Source organism: Janthinobacterium sp. GW822-FHT07A03 (assembly GCF_058798815.1).
On record NZ_JBXAKW010000008.1, the window covers coordinates 61354 to 84262 of the forward strand.

Consider the following 22909-nt stretch of genomic DNA (forward strand, 5'->3'; position numbering starts at 1 on the left):
TCAATGGCCGCTGCCGGGCGCGATGCCCAGCAGCTCCTCGATGTGGGCCAGCGAGGCGCCGTCCTTGACCACGCCGCGCAGCCATTCGTGCAGGTTCTGCTCGCCGGCGTCGGCGGCCTTGTCGGCGAAGTACGAGACGGGGCTGTGCGGCTCCGTCTGGCGGAAGTACTGCGCCACCTGGCGCAGCTGCGCCAGCGCCTGGGCGCGGCTGTGCAGTTCGCCGGGCGCCGCCGGCATCGGCGCCGGCACGGCGGCCCCCGCCGCCTGGCCGGCGGCCGGCATCGGCGCGGCGGCTGCGCTGGAGGCAGGGGTAGCCGCGGGCGCGGCAGGCAGGGCCAGCTGCATCGCTTGCAGCGCCTCGCGCGCCATGGAAAAGCCCGGGCTGTCCTTGCCCAGGCGGATATCGGCGACCTGTTCCAGCTCGGCCAGCGCGTCCAGGCAGAACTGGGCGTCGGCGGCAAATGCGGCGCGGAACTGTGCCGACGTGCCGCGCCGCGCCGCCTCCATATCCACCAGTTTCGTGCCGTTGACGCCATCCTGGTTGCTGGCGGCCCGCTTGCGCGCCGTCTCGAACTCGACCGTCGACCAGCCGCCCGACTGCTTGTCCGTCAGCGCCATGGCGCGCACGAGCGACGGCGTGCGCGCCAGGATCCAGCCCAGGTTGCCGATGCGCTGCTCGTGGTCGTCGCCATCGGGCTGCGGGTACAGGCCCAGGTCCCAGTACTGGCGCAGCAGGCCCGCCAGCAGGCGATAGCCTTCGCCCAGTCCGCGCAAATGGTCTTGCCTGGCACTGGCTTCGGCCAGCCAGGCGCCGAGCCGCAAGTCCTTGCTCTTCTCGCCCAGCAGGGCGGCGCAGCGCTGCAGTACGAAGGCCCAGTCGGCCTCCTTCAGGTCGGTGACCCATTCGCCCTGGTCGAGCGTGGGGTCGTCGAACTTGCGCGCCTGGCCGATGGCGTCGAAGTCGGTGGAGAAGGACAGGTCGACGCCGCATGGCTGCTCGGCGCTGATGGGAAGTAATAGCTGGTCGGCTGAAATCATGTGTGTTCTCGGCTGTGGGACGGAAAGCTTGCTGGCGGCGTGGCGGCCTTACTGGATCATGCGAAATTCGATGCGGCGGTTGCGTGCGCGGCCATCGGCGCTGTCATTGCTGGCGATGGGACGGTCCGGGCCCTGTCCGGAAGCGCTGAGCAGGTCGCCGTCGATGCCCTTGCCGGCCAGGTAGGTCTTGACCGCCTCGGCGCGCGCCTGGCTCAGGTTCTGGTTGCTGGCACGCAGTCCCAGGTTGTCGGTGTGGCCGATGATGTCCACCTTGCGGCCGGCCAGCTTGTGCAGCGCCGTGCTCATTTCGTCGAGGATGGCGCGGCCCGACGGCGTCAGCGTGGTCTTGCCGCTCTCGAATTCGATGGTGCGGTTGGCCAGCGCGCCGTCGAGGATGCTCTGCTCTGAGGCGGACACGCGCAAGCCGTTGTTGACCGTGTACGTGGGATTGAGGCTGGTGGCGAAGTCGCTGGCGATCTTTTGCCGCTGCGCCTCGTTGGCCACCTCGCCGCGCACGCTGACCACGCTGCCTTCGATCTTCAGCTGGCCGCGGCGGATCTGCTTGAGGTCCGCTGTCAGCAGCTTTTGCACATAGGCGTTCCAGTTTGCCGGCTGCGCCACCTGGCCGACGGCGATCTGGTCGACGACCTTGTCGGCGCCATACAGTTCGCGCAGGCGCACCAGCACCGCGGCCTTGGCCGCTTCGTCCGGCACCGTGCCGCTGGCCAGTACCTGGCCAGGTTGCGGCGTGGCGGCGACTGGCACCGAGACAGCGGCGGGCGGCGCGGCGGCGCTTTGCGCGCCGGCGCCGGACGGCGCGCACGCGAGGCTGAGAAGGATGGCAAGGCGGATGTGGCGCATGGTCAGGTCCCGATGAAGGCGGCACGAAACGTGTCGTGCGCCGATTTGAGTGACAGGTTGGCCTGCGCGAGGTAGGCCGAGGCTTTCTTGATGGCGTAGTCGCTGTCGGCATGTTCCTCGACCCAGGCCAGGTCGTCGAAGGCGATGTGGTGTTCCAGCGCCGCCTGCGGTTCCATGATGGCGTGCAGGGTTTGCGCCGAGGCGCCGCAAAAGCCCAGCACCAGCGCATGGCGGCCGCGGATGCGGGTGATGAACAGCGCCAGTTCGAAGTCGGCGCGCGCCAGGAACGGGGCGATCAGGTGCATCCAGAAGGCCGCCACCAGGTTGCGGTACAGGGGGTCGGCCGGCAGCGGCAGTTCCAGGCTTTTCTCCAGCCGGCTGGAACTGCTGGCCATGACGGGCTGCAGCAGCATGCCCAGGGCCAGCAGCACCTGGCGCACGGAGCCGCCAAAACCCGTGGGCGCCAGCAGGGCGTCGAGCGCGCCCACCGTCTGCAAGCCGAGGAAATCGTCGAAGGCGGCGTCGTAGGCGCTGCCGCGCAAGTCCAGCTCGATGCTGGCGCCCGCGGCGGCGGCCGGCAGCGCGGCACCGGCCGCCGCGCCGCGCATCTCCACGCTCAGGGCGTCGAGGCGGTTCCACAGGCGCGACAGCACCAGCGGACTGGTCGGCACGAAGCCGGCCGGCTGCGCCACTTCCATGGCGCCCATCATCAGGAAGGGAAAGCGGCGCGACGAGGCATCGCTGCTGGCGGCGATATGCCCGGCGATGGCGCGGCCGCGGCGCGGGCCGATGAAGGCGAAATGCAGCGGAGGCAGCGCATCGTAGGTGAGCTTCCAGCGCGCATCGGCCGTCATCAGTTCCATCGCGTTGGCCAGCCACTCATCGAGCATCTTCAGCAGGGCCGGGTTGTCGCCGTGCTTGATGAAGTCGCCGCGGCTGGGGATCTTGCCGAAATAGCCGATCTGGGTAACGGTAGGGCGGCTCATGGCGTGTTCCCGGCGATGGCGGTGGCCGTTTCCGGCGCGCCGATGGCGACCGATTCCGGCAGTTTCAAGCCGCGGAAACCCTGGTTGCCGGCGGAGGCCGGCGCCGGCGCGGCAGCGGCCACGATCTTCAGGTTGGCCACCACGGTGACGCCGCTGTTTTCCCAGCTCAGTTCGAATACGCCGCCTTCCTTGCGCGTGCGCCTGGCCGAGTCGATCATCTTCTTCAGGCCGAAATGCCCGGGTTCGTTCAGCAGCACCACGGTGCGTCCTTCCGGCGTGATGGCGCTGATGCGCGAGCCGGGCACGCCCTGCGGGTTGGGCCAGACCATGTGCACCCAAGGCTGCGGCTGGCCGCGCCAGCGCAGCGCCTGGCCATCGATCTCGATCGTATATTCGGTGGCGCCGGGCGCGCTCAGCGCCTGCAGGTCGAAGCGCGTCTGTGCTTCGGCGGCGCCGGCCGCCGTGGCCACGCCGTTGGCGCTGAGCGGCGCGACCCAGCCGGGCAGGCTGGCCACCACCGGCGGCGCCAGGGTGATGCCCATCGCGGCCCAGGTCCTGGCGCTGATGGCGTCGCCGCGCCGCACGACGAGCGGGCCGATGGTGGTGTTGAAGAACTTGGCGATGGCGCCTTCCGGGCCGAATACCTGGCCGATGTCCGCATTGCTCGCCTCGACGCGCGAGTCGGGCGCAAACGGATATTTCGGCGCCAGGGTTTTCTGGAACGGTTCGAGCACCTGGGCCAGCCATACCTTGTTGATCTCCGTCTCGGTGGGCTTGACGATGACGGCGAAGGTCTGCATCAGCGGGCGTACCAGCAGCGGGCGGATGGCCTGCTTTTGCTGGTCGCTCATGCCGGTCAGCATCTGCTCGTCCACGTACTTGAGCGCGTCGGCCAGCTCCGAGCCGCTGCCGTCGAGCGTCTGCTGCATCAGCTGCTTGGCGCCGGGGCCCGTGTCGCCCTGGTTCTTGATCTGGTTGAGGCGCACGCGCAGCTTCGACAGGGCCGCCAGGTAGCCGCGCACGGGCGAGGCTTCCTTGTCGCGCGCCACCACCAGGCGCGCCACGCCGGAAAATTCGCGGCCGACGGGCCCCATCGGCATGGTGCCGCCGGCCTGGCCAGCCGCCGTGGCGGCGGGCTTCTGGCGCAGCACCGTTTCGCGGAACCAGTCCATCGCCCCGCGCTGGGCGCGCTGCAAGCCCTGGCCCAGCAGCGAAGGGTTGTCCCACGAGGTTTCCTGGTACACGGTCTCGATCAGCTTGTTGAGGGGCGAGGCTTGCGGATCGCCGAGGCGGTTCATGGCCTGCGCCGCGTTGTCGAAACCGTTCAATTCGCGGATGCTGACACCCTGGATGAATTTCTGCCATTCCCTGGCGTAATCGGTCTTGTACAGTTCCAGCAGCGCCTTCTGGATCTGTTCCGGGCTGCCTTCCAGGGTCAGGTCATCCTTCGACGCCGTCTTCAGTACCCAGTCGGCGCTTTGCAGCTCGCGGTTGGCCGCTTCCTGGAACGCCTGCTGGATGTATTTTTCCCAGGCGTCGCGCGTGAAGGTGCCGGGGATGGCGTAGCTGCCCAGCACCAGTTCCTTGTCCTGCTCGCCAACGATGCGCGCCACCGTCATCGACGGGAAGCGCGTGGCGGCGCGCGCCTTCACGTCCGCATACACGCGGTCGCGCGCCGGCATGCCGCGCACCACGCGACGCAGGCTGTCGCGCGACTGGTCGGCCAGGGCCCGCTTGTTCTCGATCTGCGGCCAGGACGGGTCGTCGATCTGCGTCAGGTAGAACGAGATCAGGCCCTCGGCGCTGCGGATCATCTGTTCGCGCGGCATGTTGCCCCGGTTGGCGTCGAGCCAGCCGCGCCAGTAGCGGGTCAGCTGGTCGTTCAGGTGGCCGGCCTCGGCGCGCGATTTGTCGCCCAGCATCAAGTAGGTTTTCAGGGCATTGTAGGCATCCTCCACATTCGTCGGCGCGGCATCCTTGAAGGGCTGTGTGCCGACTGCCGTAGCGGCTGTGGTGGCGGCCGTCGTGCCGGCCGGCACGGCGCCGGCGGCTGGCGTCACCGCTGTCGCCGGCGCGGCCGGCACCGCCGTCAGCGGCTGCAGGCGGTCGGCGCCGGCGTTCACTTCCGCGAGGAACGATTCCAGCGACTGCGCCACCGGCGCGAGCATGACTTCCTTGAGGCCGGAAAAATACTCTTCGCGCAGTTTGCGCTCGAGCAAGTCACCCTGGTACAGGCCCAGGCTGAGCGCCAGCGGCCGCTTGCTGCGGTACGCTTCCAGCTGCTCGATGCGGTCCTGCAGGATTTCCAGGGCCTGGAAGCGCGACTGCAGGTCCAGGCGCTTGTCCTGCACCTTGATGGCCTGCTCCAGGTCGGCCTGCACGTTCGCTGCCAGCTGGCGGTTGGCCAGGTAGGACCAGCTCCAGCCGCCCAGCGCCAGGCCGGCCAGCGCGATGGCGGTAAAAAACGTGGCATAGCGCAAGCGCGTCTTGCGCGGACTGGCGTATTGCGCCACCAGTTCCCTGTCGGCGAAGATCACCTTGCGAAACAGGTTCAGCAGGAAGTAGCCGTGCTGGTCCTGGACCTGCACCGTCTTGTGTTCCTGCGGCTGCGGCTTGAGGTCGAAGCGCTGCGCCACCCGTTCCGACGAGGCAGAGACGGAAGCGCCTTCCTGCAGGGCGCTGGTGAAATAGAAACCGCGGAAGACGGGCTTGAACTGGAAGGGATTTTCTTCGAACAGCGTGGCGATGAAGGCGCGCAGCGGCCCCTTCACGGAACTGAATTCCAGCGGGAAGGTGAAGACGCCGGGCGGCATGCGCTCGCGTCCCAGCAGCGACATGCTGGCCAGGCTGAGGTCCTTCAGACCATCGTACAGCTCGTCGAAGCGCTGGTCGAACTGCTCCAGCACGTCCTGCTTCGAACTATTGACGCTGTAGGGCAGGGTGGCGCCCCAGACCTTGTCGCGTTCGGCGCGCTCGGCATCCTGGAAAAATTCGCTGAAGCCCGTGATCAGGTCGGCCTTGGTGAAGACCACGTACACGGGCGCATGGACTTCCAGCCTTTCCGTCAGTTCCTGCACGCGCTGGCGCAGGTTCTTGGCCAGTTCGATGGCGAATTCCGGCTTGCTGCCGGTCAGCTCGGCAATGCTGACGGCGATGATGATGCCGTTGATCGGCGCGCGCTTGCGGTGTTTTTTCAGCAGGCCGAGGAAGCCGAACCACTCGGCGCGGTCTTCATCGTTGATGGCGTAGCGCCCGGCCGTGTCGAGCAGGATGCCGTCGGTGGTGAAAAACCAGTCGCAGTTGCGGGTGCCGCCCATGCCTTGCACGATCTTGCTGTCGACAAAAGGAAACTGCAGGCCAGAATTGGCTATCGCCGTGCTCTTGCCGGCGGCGGGATTGCCGATGATCATATACCAGGGCAGTTCATACAGCGCGGCATCGCCCGACAGCTGGCCCAGCCGCGATGTCTTGATGGTAGTGATCGCTTCCAGCATGCGCTTGCGGATGGCTTCTGTTTCCTCGCGCTGCACCGGGCCAGCCTTGGGCGCGGCACCGGCCGCCTGCTGTTCCAGCATGCTGTTGAAGCTGGCGCCCTCGCGCCGGCGCCGGCGGCGGCGCAGCCACCACAGCACGGCGCCCAGCAGCGCCGCCGCGGCCAGCAAGGACAGCAGCCCGATGGCCGGCCAGTCGAAGATGACGGCGCATGCGCACAGCAGCAGGATGGCGGCCGCGATGCCGAGGATGAGCAGGCTGGTGCGTGAGGTCAGGAAGTGCCGGAATCGTTGCATCATAGTTTTATAGTGTGCAAACCGTTAATGTGCGTGGAGGGGACGTCGTCGTATCAGGTGGCGCTGTGACTGTTTTCCGCGGGTGGCCCGATGACGAGCGCGCCGCGCTGGAGCGGATCGAGATTGCTGAGGCATAAAACCTGCGCGCCGTCGTCGGCCGCCGCTTGCCGCGCCATGGCCAATACGGCCAGCGTGGTGACGGCGCCGCACTGGCCGCATGCGGCGCCGACGCCCAGCACCTGCTCGCCCAGGTCCAGCTGGGGCAGCAGGGCGCCGGCGCACTGCATCAGTTCGAGCATGCGGTTGGCGCGCTGGTCGGTATCGGCGCTGACCAGCGCGATGCCGGCCGCCCCCTCGTCGCCCGCTGCCGCCAGCGCCTGCCTGCCCAGGTCCGCCAGCATGCTCTTGTCCGTTTTTCCCTGCTGGCTGTCGCCTTGCGGCAGTTCGCCCGTGGCGGCGCGGTGCAGTAGCACTGGCGCCGGCTCGTCCAGTGGCGCCGCTGCGCCGGGACTGGCCAGCAGCAGGCCGGCCGCGCCTTCGCCGGGAATCTGTCCGTTCGCCTGGCCGGCGCTGAACAGCTGTCCCTGGCTCGACAAGGCATGCACGCGCAGTTCGCCCAGGCAGGAATCGCAGGCCAGTACGATGGCCAGGCAGGGCGGCTGCGTCGGCGCGTGTACGGCAAGCTGGTTCAACAGGGCAAACGGCGCCGGCTGCCGGGTGCCTGGCTCGTCAGCCGGCAGCAATGTCTGCGCTGGCCAGCCCTGCTCGCGCGCCAGGTGGCGCAGCCAGGCGTCGCCGGCCTGGCGCTGGGCGGCGCTCCACGAGGCCGGCATCAGCGGGTGCAGCCGCAGCATGGGCGGCGCGCTGGCCGGCGACGCCGCTGTGCCTGCGGACAGCGCATGCTGCAGCGCTTCGTCCAGCAGGTCGGCCAGCACGTCGGCGCCCAGGGCCAGCGCGCGCAGGTCTTCCGGATTGAAGGGGAAGGGATCGCTGGCCAGGCCGGCCTGAGGATGCTCGCGCAGCCAGGCGGCCAGCAATTGCTGCTGTGCCTCTTCGTCGATGCCCTCCACCCTGCCGCACAGCAGGGGATAGCCGTCTTCGTCGAGGAGCTCGTCGTCGAGCGCGGGGCGGGCTTGCCGGGAGCGCATGGCAGCCAGCAATTCTGCCGGCGTCGCGCCGCCCGGCATGCGCAGGCTGGCGGCCACGATCTGCAGCGGCGCCGGTAAAGCGGGCGGGGCTGCCGCCTCGGCCTGGAGTGGGGCGGAAAGGCCGGATGCCGCGGCCAGCGCGGGCCCGGCCAGCAACCTGAGCAGCAGTTTTTTACCCAGCCACAGCATCAGCAGCAGTGCCAGCGGCAGCGCCAGCATGGCGCCGGCCAGTTCGCCCGGCGCCGGCATGCGCGTGCTGTCGCGCCAATAAGCGATGGAACCCGTCCAGCATAGCGCAAAGACGGACACGGTCAGCAGGCAGCGTCGCAGCCAGGGGCGCATCAGCGGGCTCCTCCGCATACGGGCAGCGCCATCATGCCTGGTCGGTGGTGGCTTGCTGGCTGGCGATCAGCAGCGCGCCGCAGCTGGTCTTGTCGCCGTGGCGGGCCACTGGCTTGCCATCGACGATGAGGCTGGGGTCGCCGCTGACGATGGGGCACACGCCATGGCCGGGCAGCGGACAGGCCACCTTGTCGCCGACCCGCGCCATGCCGATGCCGCCGCTGTCGCTCACCGTCGATGCTTCCAGCACGGTGCCGCCATGCGATGTCTTGTCGCCTAATCTGATTACCGGACCCGCCATACGCGCTCCTCTCAGTGTTTTTTCATTACGCCGGGCAGGCGCAGTTCGGTATGCCCGAAATCCATCATTTTCCAGCGTCCGCCCCAGGTCATGCCGACCGATTCGGCCACTTCGCCATACAGCTGATAGCCGCGCATGGCCCACGGGTCCTTCTCGGAAATGACCAGCTTGCCATTGCGCAGGAAGGCGCAGTCGGCCGCCAGACCGTACTGGTGCCAGCTTTGAAAGGCGGCCGCGTTGCTCACGTTGGGTCCCATGTCCGTCAACATGGTTTGCCGCTCGGGACTGCGGTAGCCTTCCAGCAGCGCCATCTCGTAGCCATGCTTTTCTTTCATGATCTTGAAGACCAGCAGCAGGCGCTGCGCGTATTCCACATTCAGCAAGGTCCAGTTGCGGCTGGCCGATACCAGCAGCGGGCGTTCCTGGCGCACTTCTTCCGTGGCAAACACCCGCGGCGGCAGGTCGACGGGCGGCACCAGCTGCTCGCCCTGCAGCAGGCTGGCCACCTGCGTATTCATTTCCCGCGTCGACACATCGTAGGCGCCCAGCATGGACTTGCTGTCGGCCATCAGGGCCATCAGGGTCGGCAGGCTGATCGCGGCCACGCCCGCGAGACACAGCAAGTAATGACGGCGCAGCAGATCGGCGGTGCGGGCCAGCAGCGTGGCGCTGCGCTGTCCCAGGCTGGCCATGCCCGTCTGCCGGCGCCTGGCCACGCGCTGCAGGCAGGCGGCGAGGCGCTGTTCCGCGCCATCGACGGCGTGCAGCACGAAATCGCGTCCGGCCGGAAACAGGACCAGCCAGCTGATCAGGCATGCCAGGATGAAATACAGCGCTACCGCGAGTAGGAACACGCGAACCTCAATCAAAAAATGTTTGGCTGCGGGGAACTGTGCTGTCCATCGGACGAAACCAGGGAAACGATGGATATTGCCTGGAAGTATATCTTACAAAACTGATAATTAAGGGCGGTGTATTTCAATTGTGCGGGGGGTGCGCACTGTTGATTTTATGGCACGCGTCATGATTTTGTTGAATAGCGTAAAGTCTTGCAAATATTACAGGAGCGCACATTTTGCGAACTCATGACGATAGCCCCCGGCTCCCGGCCCGGCCCAGCCTGTTGACGCAGGCGCAGCAGGCGGAGGCCGACCGTAACCGTATCCTGACCACGCTCGAGGGGGGCGATACCGGCTCGTCCGTCAGGGCCAGGCGCGGCAGCCTGGCCCTGCGCGGGGGCATGGGCGCGGCGGCCGCGCTGCTGCTGTTATTGGCCGCTGGCGTCTGGCTGGGCCAGCGCGGGGAGCGGACTGGCGACAACGGTGCGCCGGCGGCGCCGGTTTCCCTGGCCGTCGCGGTGGCAGCGCCGCCGGCCGTCGCCAGCATCCATGACGAGGCGTCGCCTGGCGCAGCCGCACCGCAGCAGAGCCTGAGCGACATGCTCGATGCTGGCGCGGACGCCACTGCCGCTGCTGCCGGGAACGCGAGTGCCGCGCACCCCGGCGATGTGCTGAGCAAGGCGCTGGAAACACCGTCGCCACCGGCCGCTGCAGGGAAACAGGTGGCCAGGGCGGCTCGCCCTGAAGCCAAAAAAACGCCGGCGAAAAACCCTGCGGCAACACCCGTCCGCCGCGCGGAAGACAGCGATATCGCCTTGCTGTCGGCCCTGCTGGCTCACGCGCAGGCCGCGCCGGCGCCGAAGAAAACCGTTTCCGGTCTGTCGGCCAAGTTGCGGCAATGCGCGGCGCTCAAGCGCGACGCTGCCGTGGCGTGCCGCGCGCGCGCCTGCCAGGACCATGACGATGACGCGCAATGCAAGGCCGGGCAAGCTATCGCGAAAGGCAGCAAATGAGTGCCGCCAGCGCCGATCAGGTCAACGCTTCCCTGGCTGGTTTCAGCAGCGTGACGCGCTTGTATGAGCTGTCGCTCGACGGCGGCGAGGGCGGAACGGCACAGTGGCTGGTGGAAGCGTTTGCCGCCGACGAGCAGTTGCAGGCCGTGGGCGTGCGCGACGTCATCGTGCTGTCGACAGATGCCAACGTGGCGCTGGTGCCGCTGCTGGGCAAGCCGGCCGCGCTGCACGCCAGCCTGGCCGATGGCAGCCGCGCCGTCTTCAGCGGCTATATCAGCGAGGCGGCGATGCTCGGCAGCGACGGCGGGCTGGCCCGTTTCCGGCTGCGCCTGACGCCGTGGCTATGGCTGTTGAGCCAGGTACGCAACAGCCGTGTCTGGCAAGACAAGAGCGTGATCGAGATCGTCGACAGCGTGTTCCAGGCCTACGCGCCGCAAGCCGACTGGCGCTGGAGCGGTGACACGGGGCCGTTCATGGCCGAGGCGCAGCCGCGCAGCTATTGCTGCCAGTACCGCGAGTCGGATCTGGCCTTCGTCACGCGACTGTTGAGCGAAGAAGGTCTGGCCTGGCGTTTCGAGGAACACGATGGCGGTCATTGCCTGGTACTGTTCGCCGACAGCAGCGCCGTGAGCGCGGTGCCGGAGGATGCCAGCAGCGCGCAAGGCGGCGGCATCCGTTTTCATGGCGCGCGGGCCATGGAACAGGCCGATTCCGTCCAGGCGCTCAGCCGGGCACGCGCCTTGCGCACGGCGGTGGCGACCGTGCTCAGCTACGATTACAAGGCCAAGAAAGCCGTCAGCGCCAGCGTGCCGACGCGGCTGGCGCCGGGCGGCAAGAACGCGCCCGCGCTGGAAAGCTATGACACGCCAGGCCAGTATTTCTATGCCGATGCGGCCCAGGCCGAACGCTATGCCTTGCTGCAGATGCAGGCGATCGAAGCGCGCGGCGAACGCTGGCAGGCGCGTTCAACCGTGCGTACCTTGCGTGCCGGCACGCGCTTTACCTTGACGCAGGGACCGTTGCAGCAGGACGGCGCCGAGGCGCCGGCGCTGGTCGTGCTGCGCGTGTGCAGCGTGGGCGTGAATAATTTGCCGGCACCCGCCAGGCAGGGCCTGGCTGAACTGTTCGGCCCGATCCCGGAACTGTTGCAGGAAACCTTGCAAACAGCGTTCGCCGGCCTGGCTTCGCCGTCGATGGGCGTGTCGCCTCTCGACCAGATGATCGCGCAAGCTGTCGAGAGCGGCTATGCGAACCATGTTGACGCCATCGCGGCCGATACCCCATGGCGGCCGCTGCAGGAAGGCGGCGACCTGCGCCACCATCCGAAGCCGACGGCCTGCGGCAGCCAGAGCGCCATCGTCGTCGGTGCCGACGGCAGCGCCAGCGCCGGCGGCGGCAGCGAGATCCATTGCGACAGGCTGGGCCGGGTGCGCATCCGTTTCCACTGGCAGCAGGAGGGTAGCGCCACGTGCTGGGTACGCGTGGCGCAGCGCGCGGCCGGCGGCGGCATGGGCAGCCAGTTCCTGCCGCGCATCGGCCAGGAAGTGCTGGTGCAATTCCTGGAAAACGATATCGACCGGCCCCTCATCGTCGGCGCCCTGTACAACGGGCAGGGCGAGGGCGGCGTCGCGCCCACGCCGGGCGGCATCACGGACAAACCCGCGGACGCCAGCGTGTTCGCGCCGGCGCGCGACCATGCGCCCTCGGCGCAGGGCAATGTGGCCGGCGGCAACAGCCCGCTCTGGCATGGCGCGGCCGGTGGCAGCGCCGGCCACCGCAACGGCGCCGCGCAATGGGGCATTCGCAGCAAGGAATTCGGCGCCGCCGGCTACAACCAGCTGCTGTTCGACGATACCGACCAGCAGGGGCGTATCGAGCTCAAGAGCAGCCATGCGGCAAGCGCACTCAATCTTGGCCACCTGATCCATGCGGCCGACAATTACCGGGGCAGCCTGCGCGGCATGGGCGCCGAGCTGCGCACCGACGATTACGGCGCCGTGCGGGGCGGGGCCGGGCTATTGATTTCCAGCTACCTCGTCAACCATGACGCGCAGGCGCGCGATCCGGCCGGCGACAATGCGCCGGGCATGGTCTTGCTCAAGCAGGCGGCCAAGCTGGGCGAAACCTTCAGCGCCGCCGCCGTCACGCACAAGACGGTCGCGTATGCCAGCCACCTGGGCGCGGCCAAGGCGAATACCAGCGTGCTCGACGAGAAGGCTGCGCCCCTGCAAGCCTTCCTCACCAGCGCCTCCGGCATGCTGAGCCGGGACAGTACGGCAGCCGCCCGGCGCGACGCGGCGGGCAAGCCGATCAGTCCCGGCGACGACAAGCTGCCGCACAGCAGCGACGCCATCATCGCCATCGCCGCCCGCGCCGGCCTGGGCGTGTTGGCGGGGCAGGATATCCAGCTGGCGAATGGCGAAACAGCCTCCCTGATGAGTGGCCAGGACACCCAGTTCGTCGGCGGCGGCCAGCTGCGCGTGCACAGCGGCCAGACCATCGGCGCGCTGGCTGGCGTGGTCAAGGCGGGCGAGAACAATACCGGCCTGCAGCTGATCGCCGCGAAACAGGCGATCGAGTTCGAGGCGCAGGCCGACGTGCTCAACGTGCAGGCGCGCGAGGAAGTCAATATCGTCAGCGCCGCCGCGCACATCGACTGGGCGGCGGCGAAAAGCATCCGCCTGTCGACGGCGGGCGGGGCGAACATCACGATCGAGGGCGGCAACATCACCGTGCAATGTCCCGGCAAGATCACGGTGCATGCCGGCAAGAAGAGTTTTATTGGTCCGGAAAGCATGGCGTATGCGATGCCCGGTTTGCCCAGCAGTATCTGCGTGGAGTGCCTGAAGAAGTCATTGATGGCCGGCTCCGCCTTTACCATGGCAGGATAACGATGCTGATCGCCCCTTATGCCGACGGCTGGCAGGCACATCTTGACACTTTGGCGCGCGAGGCCACGCAGGGGCAGGCGCGGCTGTATCTCTTGTTCGACGGCGTATTCCTGCCGGGACTGCACCGCAAGCTGGCAGCGTGGTCGCCTTCGCTGCTGTTCGAGGCGCTGCCCGGGTGCACCGACGCCACGCGCGATGTGTCGCCGCTGCTGCTGGACTATGCTGCCGTTTTCTCCGCCGCCCCTGAGGCGTCGTGGCTGGCGCGTTGCAGCGGCTGGCCCATGCTGAGCGCCATCGCCACGCGGGAAAGCCAGTCGGAACTGGCCGCGCGCCTGGCCGCCTGGTGCATCATCGAGGCGGATGGACAGCGCTTCAATTTCCGTTTTCCCGATACGCGCCGGCTGCCCGCCATCCATGCCGCGCTGACAGGGGAGCAGCAGGCGCAACTTGCGGGACCTGCCGTCAGCTGGTCGTACATCGCCCGCGACGGCCATTGGCGGCAATTGCCCGTGCTGCGGCAGGACAGCGTGCATGCCGAACGCCCGGTGGTGCTGAGCGAACAGCAGTTTGCCAGCTTGGTCAGTGACAGTGAAACCGATGAAATACTCGCCGTGCTCTACGAGCGCGGCCATGACCACAGCCAGGACCGCCATGGCGCCTACCTGCTGGTGGCGCAAGCGTTGGCCGCCATCGAGGGCGAGCCGCTCGATACCTATGACAAGGCCGACTGGTGCGAGCGCTGGCTGCGGCGCGGCGCAGTGCCCGATGCCGTGCCGCGCTCGCAAACCCGCCTGCAAGCAGCGGGGCAAGCATGGTGAGCGTTCGAACATCCGCCAGCAGGGGCTTGCGCGCGCTGGCACTGGGTATGCTGTTGCTGCCCATGCTGAGCGCCTGTGCCGGTAAGGACGTGCCCGTCAGCATACACGGCGTCAATTACAGCGGCGAGATCTTCAGTTACGTCATCGTTGATCCAAAGAACGAGGCGAACAGGGGCGGCGGCGAGCTGATCGACCCGTATGCCGCCGGCGGCACCGTCTGCTGCTATGACCTGCCCCGGCGCTGGCGCTCGGGCATCCAGGTGCGGGTCGACGCCACCCACTGGCTGCCCAGGAAGGCCGATGGCAGCTTGCCGGAAGTACAGCAGACTCAGTTGCTCGAAGTACCCGCGTATGCCGATGGCAAGCCGGGCGAGCTGTGGGTGCTGCGCGACGCCGATGGGAAGCTGAGCATCGTTACCAGCGATTATCAGCCCGACCACACCAGCTGGCCGGGGAAAATCAAGGGGTGGCCGGTGCCGTCGCTGGAATATCGGCGAGAGAAATGGGATGTCTACATTCGGCATGAAGAGGGCGGCGTGAAATTGTGGGAAAAGCTGCTTGAGCAGATGCGGCTGGCACCGTCCGAGCATGCCAGGGAAGTGTGGGCATCCGAGCGCAAATCGGACCCGAAGGCGTTCAGCGACTATACGGGACCCGACGATGCGCGCTTTCATGCGTATTTGCGCGCGGACTATGCCCGTTTGCTGGCGGGCAGCCGAAGCAAATTGGAACAGTTAAAAAAGGAACGTCCATGAGTTTCAGACTGATCGAGCCCGTCCCGGCGGAGTTTTCCAAGGCTGCCGATTTCGATACCTTTTTTTCAGACATTGATGCGAGAAAAATACGCAAGACGGCGGAAGAGATCGAGAAGTCTGCCGCCAGCCCTCCCTGCGCAACCTGCAAGACCAACCTGTTTTTTGGATTTTTCTTTGACGGCACAAAAAATAACTATATTCAGGCCGACGCCGGGAAGAATCACTCGAATGTCGCCCGGTTATATGACTGTTTTCCCGGCCTGAGCACGCCGACAGTGCTGCCCGCTGTTACCGATTGGGCACACGAAAAGGCGGCGTATTCACATTTCTTCAAGGTGTATATTCCTGGCGTGGCGTCGCCGTTCGAGCAGATCGGCGATAGCGGCGCCGGCTTGCAGCTGACGCGGGGCGCCGCTGCCGGTTATGGCGGCGAAGGCCGTATTCTGTGGGCGCTGCTGCAGGCAATTAATAATATACACCGCTATTTTCTGAAAAAGCCCCTGCTATCGCCCGACGAAACAAGGTCGATCCTGAATAGAATCGTGCTCGACAGGGCACGGCGGCGCCTGATGCAGCCGCGCCGCCGCTTTGAAGCGGAAATGCCGAATGACGAGCAAAATGAAAAGACGCGTCTTGAATTTGAAAAAATCCTCAAGCGCCTGCATGCGGCAATCGCCGTGCACATGCCCGATAAGTACGGCAATGCCAGGCAAAAAGATCCGGCAACGGTAAAAAAAATCTTCATTTCCATTTTTGGTTTTTCGCGCGGCGCCACGCAGGCACGGGCCTTTCTCAACTGGCTCATGTCGATGTGCACGCTCGATGCCCGCATGTGCAAGAAAGAGGGCGTGATGACACTCGGCGGTTTCGAGGTGGCATTCAACTTCCTCGGCTTGTTCGACACGGTGGCATCCGTCGGACTGGGCAATACCCTGGGTAACAGCCTGATGGGCAAGATGTTCGATGGCCATGGCGGCTGGGCCGATACCGATGACAGCCTGCGTATTCCCCAGGGCATACCGTGCTTGCATCTTGTCGCCGCGCATGAATTGCGGCGCAGCTTTCCGCTCGACTCGATCTCCGTCAAACAGGTGCTGCCGCCCAATTGCGATGAAGTGGTCGTCCCTGGCGTGCACTCCGATCTCGGCTGCGGCTATATGCCCGGCGAACAGGGCCGTGGACTGGACAGGATGGGGGGCGACATGCTGTCGCGCATACCGCTGATCTATATGTACCGGGCAGCCCGGCTGGCAGGCGTGCCCCTGAAGCTGGAATTTGCCAATGACGTTGCCAAGGAGCGCTTCAAGCTCGCGCCGGAAACGATCACGGCATTGAACGCCTATCTGGCCACGTGCAAGGTCAAGACGGGCACCTTGACGGCCATCATGCGTGAACAGGGCAAGAATCATATTTTGTGGCATAGATCACGGCGGCCCACCAGCAAAACCCCGCTGGAATCGACGGCCAGCTTCGGTCGCGCTTCCAATTTTGACAAGAATGATTTGCACAGCGCCAACCTGGAATTTGAGCAGGAAATCCAGGTGTTCGAAAAATGGATGGCAGAGAAAGGCAAGGGTTTCAAGCCGCAGGCACAGGAACCTGGCTTTGACAATGACCACGACAATGAATGGGAAGAGATCGCGACGTGGTGGACCAGCGCGCCGCCGCTTGGTGCGGAGACGCTCAATTTCTTTGATAATTATGTGCACGATTCGCGTGCGTGGTTCAAGCTGATTCCCGGAAATCCAGACAATGAAGGGGACCTGATCGAAAAGTTGAAAGCCATGAATGCGAAGCGGAAAAGGGTGGAACAGTTCAATATTCGCGAAGCAAAAGACCACGAAGAGCGGCAAAAGATGATGGCGCGCGCCTATGGCATGAAGTCGACTACCGGTCTGCAACAATTTACGCCGGTAAAAGATGGCCTCGACGATGCGCAGCGCAAGGCGGCGGAGGAGTTCGAACGCACGGGCAAGATCCCGCGCATGAAGACGGAAGGGCGCGAACCGTTCGATTCAAGCTGGGCCAGCTATGGCCTGTCCGGCAAGGCCGGGTATTTGCGCTACCGTAAGGTGTACAGCGGCTACGACAGCGTGCTGATATCGAGCAATCGCCAACCGACGGAAGAGGCCGTTGCCTGATATGGCACGGTGCCCGGTGCTGCATGGAGTTGATGCCGATGGCAAAGATATGGCTTAGGTAGCCGGTATCCGAGCGGCCATAGCGCAAGTAAATGTCACCGGGCGTGCGGTATAGGTGGCCGATGTCTGCGATTCCAGTATCGTGGGATATAGCACGCGCAGATCGGCTGTCGTATGGCCGGCGCTGTAAGCCAGGCTGAGCAGGTCGATGCCATCCCATGCCCGCTGGCGCGTGGCCGTCATGAAGTTTTCTGGCGGGATATTTTGCAGTACTTCGGCAGGCTGTTGCAAGCCTGCCTCCACCATGTCGAAGCACTCGTCCTGGCTGTCTTTGCTTTCAAGGTAAATCGAGTAGGACAGCAGCGGTTCCCTGCGCCTGGCCAAAAAAGTGTGTTCGTTCAGAGTCTGCATCCTTACTCCCGAAAATCCGTGTCATGGCAGGGCTGTTTGCCTTCGACATATCCGACATCGCCCGTCTCATTCATACCTATGCTGGTATAGCGGTTTTCCTCGCGCAGTGCACGTCCATACGCAACGAGATCTGTCGGATAGGCGAAATGATCGATATCGCTGTCATCGAGGTCAAACACAAAGGCCATTGCACCGGCTTCAAATGCCCAGTAACCGTAATAGGGAGCGTAGCCTTCGTCGCTAATGCGCAGATGGCCGTTGTACCAGCGTGGATGATCCTTCATGGCAGGGTACCACTGCGTCAAATACTTTTTGATTTGCGTTTGTGCCGCATACTCGTCGTTTTCATATACCGTCTGCAACAAAGTATCGTATGGCTGGCCCAGTATGCAGGTATCGAGGGCCATTTCATCGTCCACATACGCGCCAATCAGCTGTTCGAACAGGCCGTCCTGTCCTCGGTGACTGCGAAATATGCGGATGATGCGCATGACCGAGCGCTGATCGCGCAATAATATGGCGACACTTAATAATTGCAGCGTATCTTCATAATCGGACAGGTCGCCGAAATTTGGCGCTGCCCTGTATCGGTATGGGCCATATTCGGGATATTGCGACAAGATTTCCTCTTGTCGATACTGATCGGCTTCGTTCCATTCCGAAAACCTGTCCACGATATCTGACAGCCGTGGCGCAAGTTTCTCGATTGGCACGCCAGCGGTGTAATCGAGCATCCAGATCCAGAAATTTTCAAGATATAAGAAATGGTGCGCCAAACTGATGTCGTCAGCGAATTCAGCTGATTCCTTGTTTTTCAGCTGAACTTGTAGCAGGGCGCGTGAATTCTCCAGGGTTTTCTCATATAGTTCCTGACAAAGGAATTGTTGGCGACGACGATCATCAAATGGTGGATTTTTCATTCTATTCGCCGGGTTCTCGTTTGGCCGATGGTTTCATTTCCAGGCTGGTATGACGGCCTTCTTCCCATAGTTTTCGCGCATAGTCGACCAGGTCTTTGGGGTAGACCAGATGGTCGATCTGGCTGTCGTCCAGGTCGAGCATAAAGACGGCCGCCCCCGCTTCGAAGGCCCAGTAGCCGTAATAGGCGGCATAGCCTTCCTCGTTGATGTTGAGATGCTCATCGTACCAGCGTGGATGATTTTTCATGGCCGGATACCACTGTTTCAAATATTTCTGAAGCAGGGCTAAGGCAGCGTTGTCGTCTTCTTCATAGAATACTTGCAGCAGGGTGTTATAGGGCTTGCTGATAATGCAGGTTTCCAGGTCTTGATTGTCCTCGACATAGGCGCCTATCAATTGCTCGAACAGCCCATCGCGGCCACGGTGGCTGCGCAGTACGTGAAGGATGCGTAGTACTGAACGTTGATCGCGCAGCAGGATGGCGATGCTGAGCAGTTGTAGTGTGTCTTCATAGTCGGAAAGGGTGGAAAACTGCGGCGCACCCTCGTATTCATATGGCCCATCTTCTGGAAAATCGAGCGCCAATTCCTGCTGATAGAGTTGATCCACCTCGTTCCATTCTTCAAATTTATCCACGATGTCTGCAATGCGCGGCGCCAGTGCATCAATCGGCTTACCAGCCGTATAGTCGAGCATCCAGATCCAGAATTCTTCTAAATACAAAAAATTATGAACGGAAGCTTTTCCCTGCATTGTGTCGGTTATTCTTTTATTTTCGAGTTCAACATCTATTATCGCGAGTTGATTTTTTCTTGTCTTCGTGTATAGATCCTCGTAAAGGAATTGCTGGCGGCGGCGCCGGTCAAATGGCAGAAGTTCCATTGTTATTTTCCCTTAGATCTATTATTTTTCAATGGCTTCTCCGCTGGCGCAGCGACATCCTGGCCGACGTCATCGCGGCGCTGACGCAACTCGGCACTGGGCCAGTCGCTGTCGGCGTCGAAGCGCCGCATCCAGCGCAGCGAGTCGGCATCATTGAAGCGTTCGTTGGGGTCGCCGTCCCACTGGGCGCCGCTTAGCAGGCCCATATGATCATGACGTATCGGTTTGAGTAATTTATTTAGTAAGACCGGCAGCGCCGGGACACCATCTTCGACTGGGTAAAGCGAAGGTTCGTCGCCTAATTCAATCCACTGCCCCATGCTGAGTTCTTCTATTTTGATGTTCGGATGATTGAGGCTGAGCTTAAGCTGGTCGCGGGTGATATCCAGTTTCTCGCGCCAGGTATCCGACAGCAGAAAGCCCCACGTGGGGGGGCGGATGCCTAGTGTCAGTTCACCGTGCATCCCGAGATAATCATCGATATCAAGCCCGTAGAAATGAGGTGTCAGAGCACGTTCCCAGACAGAGACTTCTGACCGGGAGCCATACGCCAACGGCGTCGCCATGGCAAAGCCGCTGTATACCTGCGCAGCATCAAGGATTCCAGCCGTTTGAAGGACAAATTGTCTCCAGGCGTCTTTATTCTCGCGCCACCATGACCAACGATAGTAAAACTGAATCGACGAATAGGTTCTGTTTGATGGCACCGCGTTGTCGTTCATGTAATCCCGAACTTTCCAAAAGTATCCTGCCGTGGCAGGAGAGGAAATATGTTTTTTTTGATCGGTAAAATTGAATGCGAAATAGTCTGTTTTTTTGTTTTTCGAGCAAATTCACGCAGATCGGGTAAGCGCTTTGACCCGTAAGGGTGAGGACGTTCCGAGTCGGGATGCGTGCCGATAAGATAGGAATTTCCTGTCAGGCGCTCAAATTCCTCATGTATATCCACCATCAGTAATGATGTATCAAGATGATGCTTGCTGTCGTACAGAAAATAAAAGCTGACAAAAGGGCTGACATTATGCGTGATCTGATCATTTCCATAAGATGAATTCGGCCACTCCTTGAGATCGGAAGCAAATCTTTTGATATCGTCAGTGCCAAGAAAACTGTCCGCTGCACTCATTTTTTCGCCTTCCACTGCGTCGTTTCTTCATGCGTTCAGGAAGCGCCACACCGTCAAGCCATAGGCGGCGTCCAGATTGCTCATGATCTCGCCTTGTTCCAATCTGCTGGTTGGCGGCGTAATGTCCAGCGCTTGCCACTTACCGGCTTGCGGGCAGGCCTCGTCGGCGTAGGCGCACAATTCCAAAGGCTCGGCGCTGGGCCAGTCGCTGGCTGTGCGAGATGGAAAATTGGCTATTGTTCTTCACTCCAATGCCAAATTGTTTCGCCGTATGCCGCATCGTCAAAAACAGGCATTATTTGGCCTTGCTCAAAATGGCTACGGCTGTGTAACTTTGCTGGGGTTTCCCAGAAGCCAGTTTGGGGGCAGGGCTGGCCACCCTCGACACGCCCTTTTTGTATCAGCGGTTCTGTATCGAGGCTGGTATAGCGGCCTTCTTTCCGTAGCTGGCGCGCGTAATCGACCAAGTCCTTGGGATAGACCAGATGGTCGATCTGACTGTCGTCCAGGTCAAGTAAAAAAACCGTCGCACCCGCTTCAAACGCCCAGTAACCGTAATAGGGCGCGTAGCCTTCGTCCCGGATTCTCAGATGCCCGTCGTACCAGCGGGGATGATCTTTCATAGCTGGATACCACTGTTTCAGGTATTTTTGGAGCAGTTTGAGTGTATCTCTCTCATTATTTTCATAGAAAACCTGAAGCAAAGTATCATAGGGCTTTTTGAGAATGCAGGAATCAAGATCTTGCTTATCCTCGACATATGCGCCAATCAATTGCTCAAATAATCCATCCTGGTCACGGTGACTGCGTAGCACGTGGATGATGCGTAAGACCGACTGTTTATCGCGCAGTAATATCGCAATACTGAGTAGCTGTAGCGTGTTCTCATAATTTGCAAGGGTGGAAAAGTCTGGTGCTCCGTTGTATTCATACGGCCCATAATCCGGAAACTCAAGCGCCGCTTCCTGCTGACAGAATTGATCGATCTCATTCCATTCTTCAAACTTATCCACGATGCCGGCGATAAGCGGCGCCAGTGTATCGATCGGTTCACCCGCTGTGTAGTCCAGCATCCAGATCCAGAACGCTTCCAAATACAAAAACTGGTGCAACACAGAGTTTTCCAACGTTGATTCTACTATCTTTTTATTTGCAAGCCGGACTTCAATTAATGCGAGTAGATTTTCTCGAGTTTTAGTGTAAAGCTCGTGATAAAGGAATTGATGGCGATTGCGCCGGTGAAATGGTAAAACTTTCATACCAACAAACCTTTTTTCTTGGATAAACAGTATTCGTGTCAAAGCGGGTATGCGCGAGTTGGAACCGCAATGCATGATTGCCTTTTCCAGTCGAGCATCAGGTTGATGGTCTCAAACATCAGTACAGTCGCTGTTTCTTCATGCGTTCAGGAAGCGCCACACCGTCAAGCCATAGGCTGAATCCAGATTGCTCATGATCTCGCCTTGTTCAAATCGCCGGGTTTGCGGCGGAATGTCCAGCGCTTGCCACTGACCGGCCTGCTGGCAGGCCTCGCCGGCGTAGGCGCGCAATTCCAAAGGCTCGTGCCATGACGCAGCTCGGCGCTGGGCCAGTCGCTGGCTGTGCGAGATGGAAAATTGGCTATTGTTCTTCACTCCAATACCAGATGGTTTCACCGTATGCCGCATCGTCAAAAACAGGCATTATTTGGCCCTGCGCGAAGTGGCTGCGGCTGTGTAATTTTGCTGGGGTTTCCCATAAGCCAGTTTGGGGGCAGGGCTGGCCACCGTCTACGCGTCCCTTGCGCATCAGTGGTTCTGTTTCCTGGCTGGTAAAGCGGCCTTCTTCCCATAACTGTCGTGCATAATCGACCAAGTCTTTGGGGTAGACCAGATGGTCGATCTGGCTGTCGTCCAGGTCGAGTATAAAGACGGTCGCCCCTGCTTCGAATGCCCAGTAGCCATAATAGGCGGCATAGCCTTCCTCGTTGATGTTGAGATGCTCATCGTACCAGCGTGGATGATTTTTCATGGCCGGATACCACTGTTTCAAATACTTCTGGAGCAGGGCTAAGGCAGCGTTGTCGTCTTCTTCATAGAATACTTGCAGCAGGGTGTTGTAGGGCTTGCTGATAATGCAGGTGTCCAGGTCTTGACTATCCTCGACATATGCGCCTATCAATTGTTCGAACAGCCCATCGCGGCCACGGTGGCTGCGCAGTACGTGAATAATACGTCGCACCGAACGCTGATCGCGCAGCAGGATGGCGATGCTGAGCAGTTGTAGTGTGTCCTCATAGTCGGAAAGGGTAGAAAACTGCGGTGCACCCTCGTATTCATATGGCCCATCTTCTGGAAAATCGAGCGCCAATTCCTGCTGATAGAGTTGATCCACCTCGTTCCATTCTTCAAATTTATCCACGATGTCTGCAATGCGCGGCGCCAGTGCATCAATCGGCTCACCTGCCGTATAGTCGAGTATCCATATCCAGAACGCTTCCAAATACAAAAACTGGTAAATGACAGTTTGACTTTGCGTTGAGTCGGCCACTTTTTTATTTGCAAGTTGGCCTTCAATCAGTGAGAGTTGATTTTTTCTGGTTTTAGTATAGAGCTCCTCATAAATGAATTGTTGGCGTCGGCGTTCATGAAATTCTGGAATTTTCATTT

The 22909-nt window shown here is 62.2% G+C and carries 20 protein-coding genes; 5 read left to right on the forward strand and 15 right to left on the reverse strand.

Going from position 1 to position 22909, the window contains the following annotated elements:
* From tssA to AC1RJW_RS22055, 7 genes are read right to left on the reverse strand one after another with little or no spacing between them, the layout of a single operon-like run.
* Positions 1-1038, reverse strand: coding sequence for a type VI secretion system protein TssA (gene tssA / locus AC1RJW_RS22025; RefSeq protein ID WP_493046859.1), 1038 nt, complete (start codon positions 1036-1038; stop codon positions 1-3).
* A gap of 48 nt (positions 1039-1086) precedes the next feature.
* Positions 1087-1899, reverse strand: coding sequence for an OmpA family protein (locus AC1RJW_RS22030; RefSeq protein WP_493046860.1), 813 nt, complete (start codon positions 1897-1899; stop codon positions 1087-1089).
* Between the two features lie 2 nt (positions 1900-1901).
* A complete protein-coding gene (gene tagF / locus AC1RJW_RS22035) occupies positions 1902-2885 on the reverse strand; it encodes a type VI secretion system-associated protein TagF (RefSeq protein ID WP_493046861.1) in 984 nt (327 codons plus the stop codon).
* Entirely contained in the window at positions 2882-6673 is a 3792-nt protein-coding gene (tssM, locus tag AC1RJW_RS22040; protein ID WP_493047072.1) for a type VI secretion system membrane subunit TssM, read from the reverse strand. Before tssM ends, tagF begins: the two co-directional genes overlap by 4 nt.
* 53 nt (positions 6674-6726) lie before the next feature.
* A complete protein-coding gene (locus AC1RJW_RS22045) occupies positions 6727-8163 on the reverse strand; it encodes a hypothetical protein (protein WP_493046862.1) in 1437 nt (478 codons plus the stop codon).
* A gap of 31 nt (positions 8164-8194) precedes the next feature.
* Positions 8195-8464: a PAAR domain-containing protein gene (locus AC1RJW_RS22050; protein WP_436499410.1), complete on the reverse strand. Its 270-nt coding sequence runs from the start codon at positions 8462-8464 to the stop codon at positions 8195-8197.
* Between the two features lie 11 nt (positions 8465-8475).
* Complete coding sequence (locus AC1RJW_RS22055) at positions 8476-9318, reverse strand: M15 family metallopeptidase (RefSeq protein WP_493046863.1); 843 nt, start codon at positions 9316-9318, stop codon at positions 8476-8478.
* Positions 9319-9539: 221 nt separating this feature from the next.
* Between AC1RJW_RS22055 and AC1RJW_RS22060 the strand changes: the two genes are divergently transcribed.
* The 5 genes from AC1RJW_RS22060 to AC1RJW_RS22080 all read left to right on the forward strand — a co-directional run bounded on the left by AC1RJW_RS22060 (position 9540) and on the right by AC1RJW_RS22080 (position 16921).
* Entirely contained in the window at positions 9540-10316 is a 777-nt protein-coding gene (locus AC1RJW_RS22060) for a hypothetical protein (RefSeq protein WP_493046865.1), read from the forward strand.
* A complete protein-coding gene (locus AC1RJW_RS22065) occupies positions 10313-13207 on the forward strand; it encodes a type VI secretion system Vgr family protein (protein WP_493046866.1) in 2895 nt (964 codons plus the stop codon). The genes AC1RJW_RS22060 and AC1RJW_RS22065 overlap by 4 nt, the downstream gene beginning before the upstream one ends.
* Positions 13208-13209: 2 nt before the next feature.
* On the forward strand, positions 13210-14025 hold the full coding sequence (locus tag AC1RJW_RS22070) for a DUF4123 domain-containing protein (RefSeq protein ID WP_493046867.1): 816 nt from the start codon (positions 13210-13212) through the stop codon (positions 14023-14025).
* Complete coding sequence (locus tag AC1RJW_RS22075; RefSeq protein WP_493046868.1) at positions 14019-14780, forward strand: DUF3304 domain-containing protein; 762 nt, start codon at positions 14019-14021, stop codon at positions 14778-14780. Before AC1RJW_RS22070 ends, AC1RJW_RS22075 begins: the two co-directional genes overlap by 7 nt.
* A gap of 851 nt (positions 14781-15631) precedes the next feature.
* The gene (locus AC1RJW_RS22080) at positions 15632-16921 is read left to right on the forward strand and encodes a T6SS phospholipase effector Tle1-like catalytic domain-containing protein (protein ID WP_493047073.1); all 1290 of its coding nucleotides are present in this window, start codon (positions 15632-15634) and stop codon (positions 16919-16921) included.
* A gap of 54 nt (positions 16922-16975) precedes the next feature.
* Here the strand turns inward: AC1RJW_RS22080 and AC1RJW_RS22085 are convergent, their stop codons facing one another.
* The 8 genes from AC1RJW_RS22085 to AC1RJW_RS22120 form a co-directional block, all read right to left on the reverse strand.
* Positions 16976-17332, reverse strand: a complete 357-nt coding sequence (locus tag AC1RJW_RS22085) for a hypothetical protein (RefSeq protein WP_493046869.1) — start codon at positions 17330-17332, stop codon at positions 16976-16978.
* A 2-nt stretch (positions 17333-17334) separates the two neighbouring features.
* A complete protein-coding gene (locus AC1RJW_RS22090) occupies positions 17335-18252 on the reverse strand; it encodes a PoNe immunity protein domain-containing protein (protein WP_493046870.1) in 918 nt (305 codons plus the stop codon).
* 1 nt (position 18253) lies between these two features.
* A complete protein-coding gene (locus AC1RJW_RS22095; RefSeq protein WP_493046871.1) occupies positions 18254-19135 on the reverse strand; it encodes a PoNe immunity protein domain-containing protein in 882 nt (293 codons plus the stop codon).
* Positions 19136-19137: 2 nt separating this feature from the next.
* Positions 19138-19968, reverse strand: coding sequence for a type VI immunity family protein (locus AC1RJW_RS22100; RefSeq protein ID WP_493047074.1), 831 nt, complete (start codon positions 19966-19968; stop codon positions 19138-19140).
* On the reverse strand, positions 19854-20276 hold the full coding sequence (locus AC1RJW_RS22105) for a hypothetical protein (RefSeq protein WP_493046872.1): 423 nt from the start codon (positions 20274-20276) through the stop codon (positions 19854-19856). Before AC1RJW_RS22105 ends, AC1RJW_RS22100 begins: the two co-directional genes overlap by 115 nt.
* Before the next feature lie 218 nt (positions 20277-20494).
* Positions 20495-21595, reverse strand: a complete 1101-nt coding sequence (locus AC1RJW_RS22110) for a PoNe immunity protein domain-containing protein (protein ID WP_493046873.1) — start codon at positions 21593-21595, stop codon at positions 20495-20497.
* Positions 21596-21658: 63 nt separating this feature from the next.
* Positions 21659-21895, reverse strand: coding sequence for a hypothetical protein (locus tag AC1RJW_RS22115; RefSeq protein ID WP_493046874.1), 237 nt, complete (start codon positions 21893-21895; stop codon positions 21659-21661).
* On the reverse strand, positions 21882-22907 hold the full coding sequence (locus AC1RJW_RS22120; RefSeq protein WP_493046875.1) for a PoNe immunity protein domain-containing protein: 1026 nt from the start codon (positions 22905-22907) through the stop codon (positions 21882-21884). Before AC1RJW_RS22120 ends, AC1RJW_RS22115 begins: the two co-directional genes overlap by 14 nt.
* Between the last annotated feature and the right edge of the window lie 2 nt (positions 22908-22909).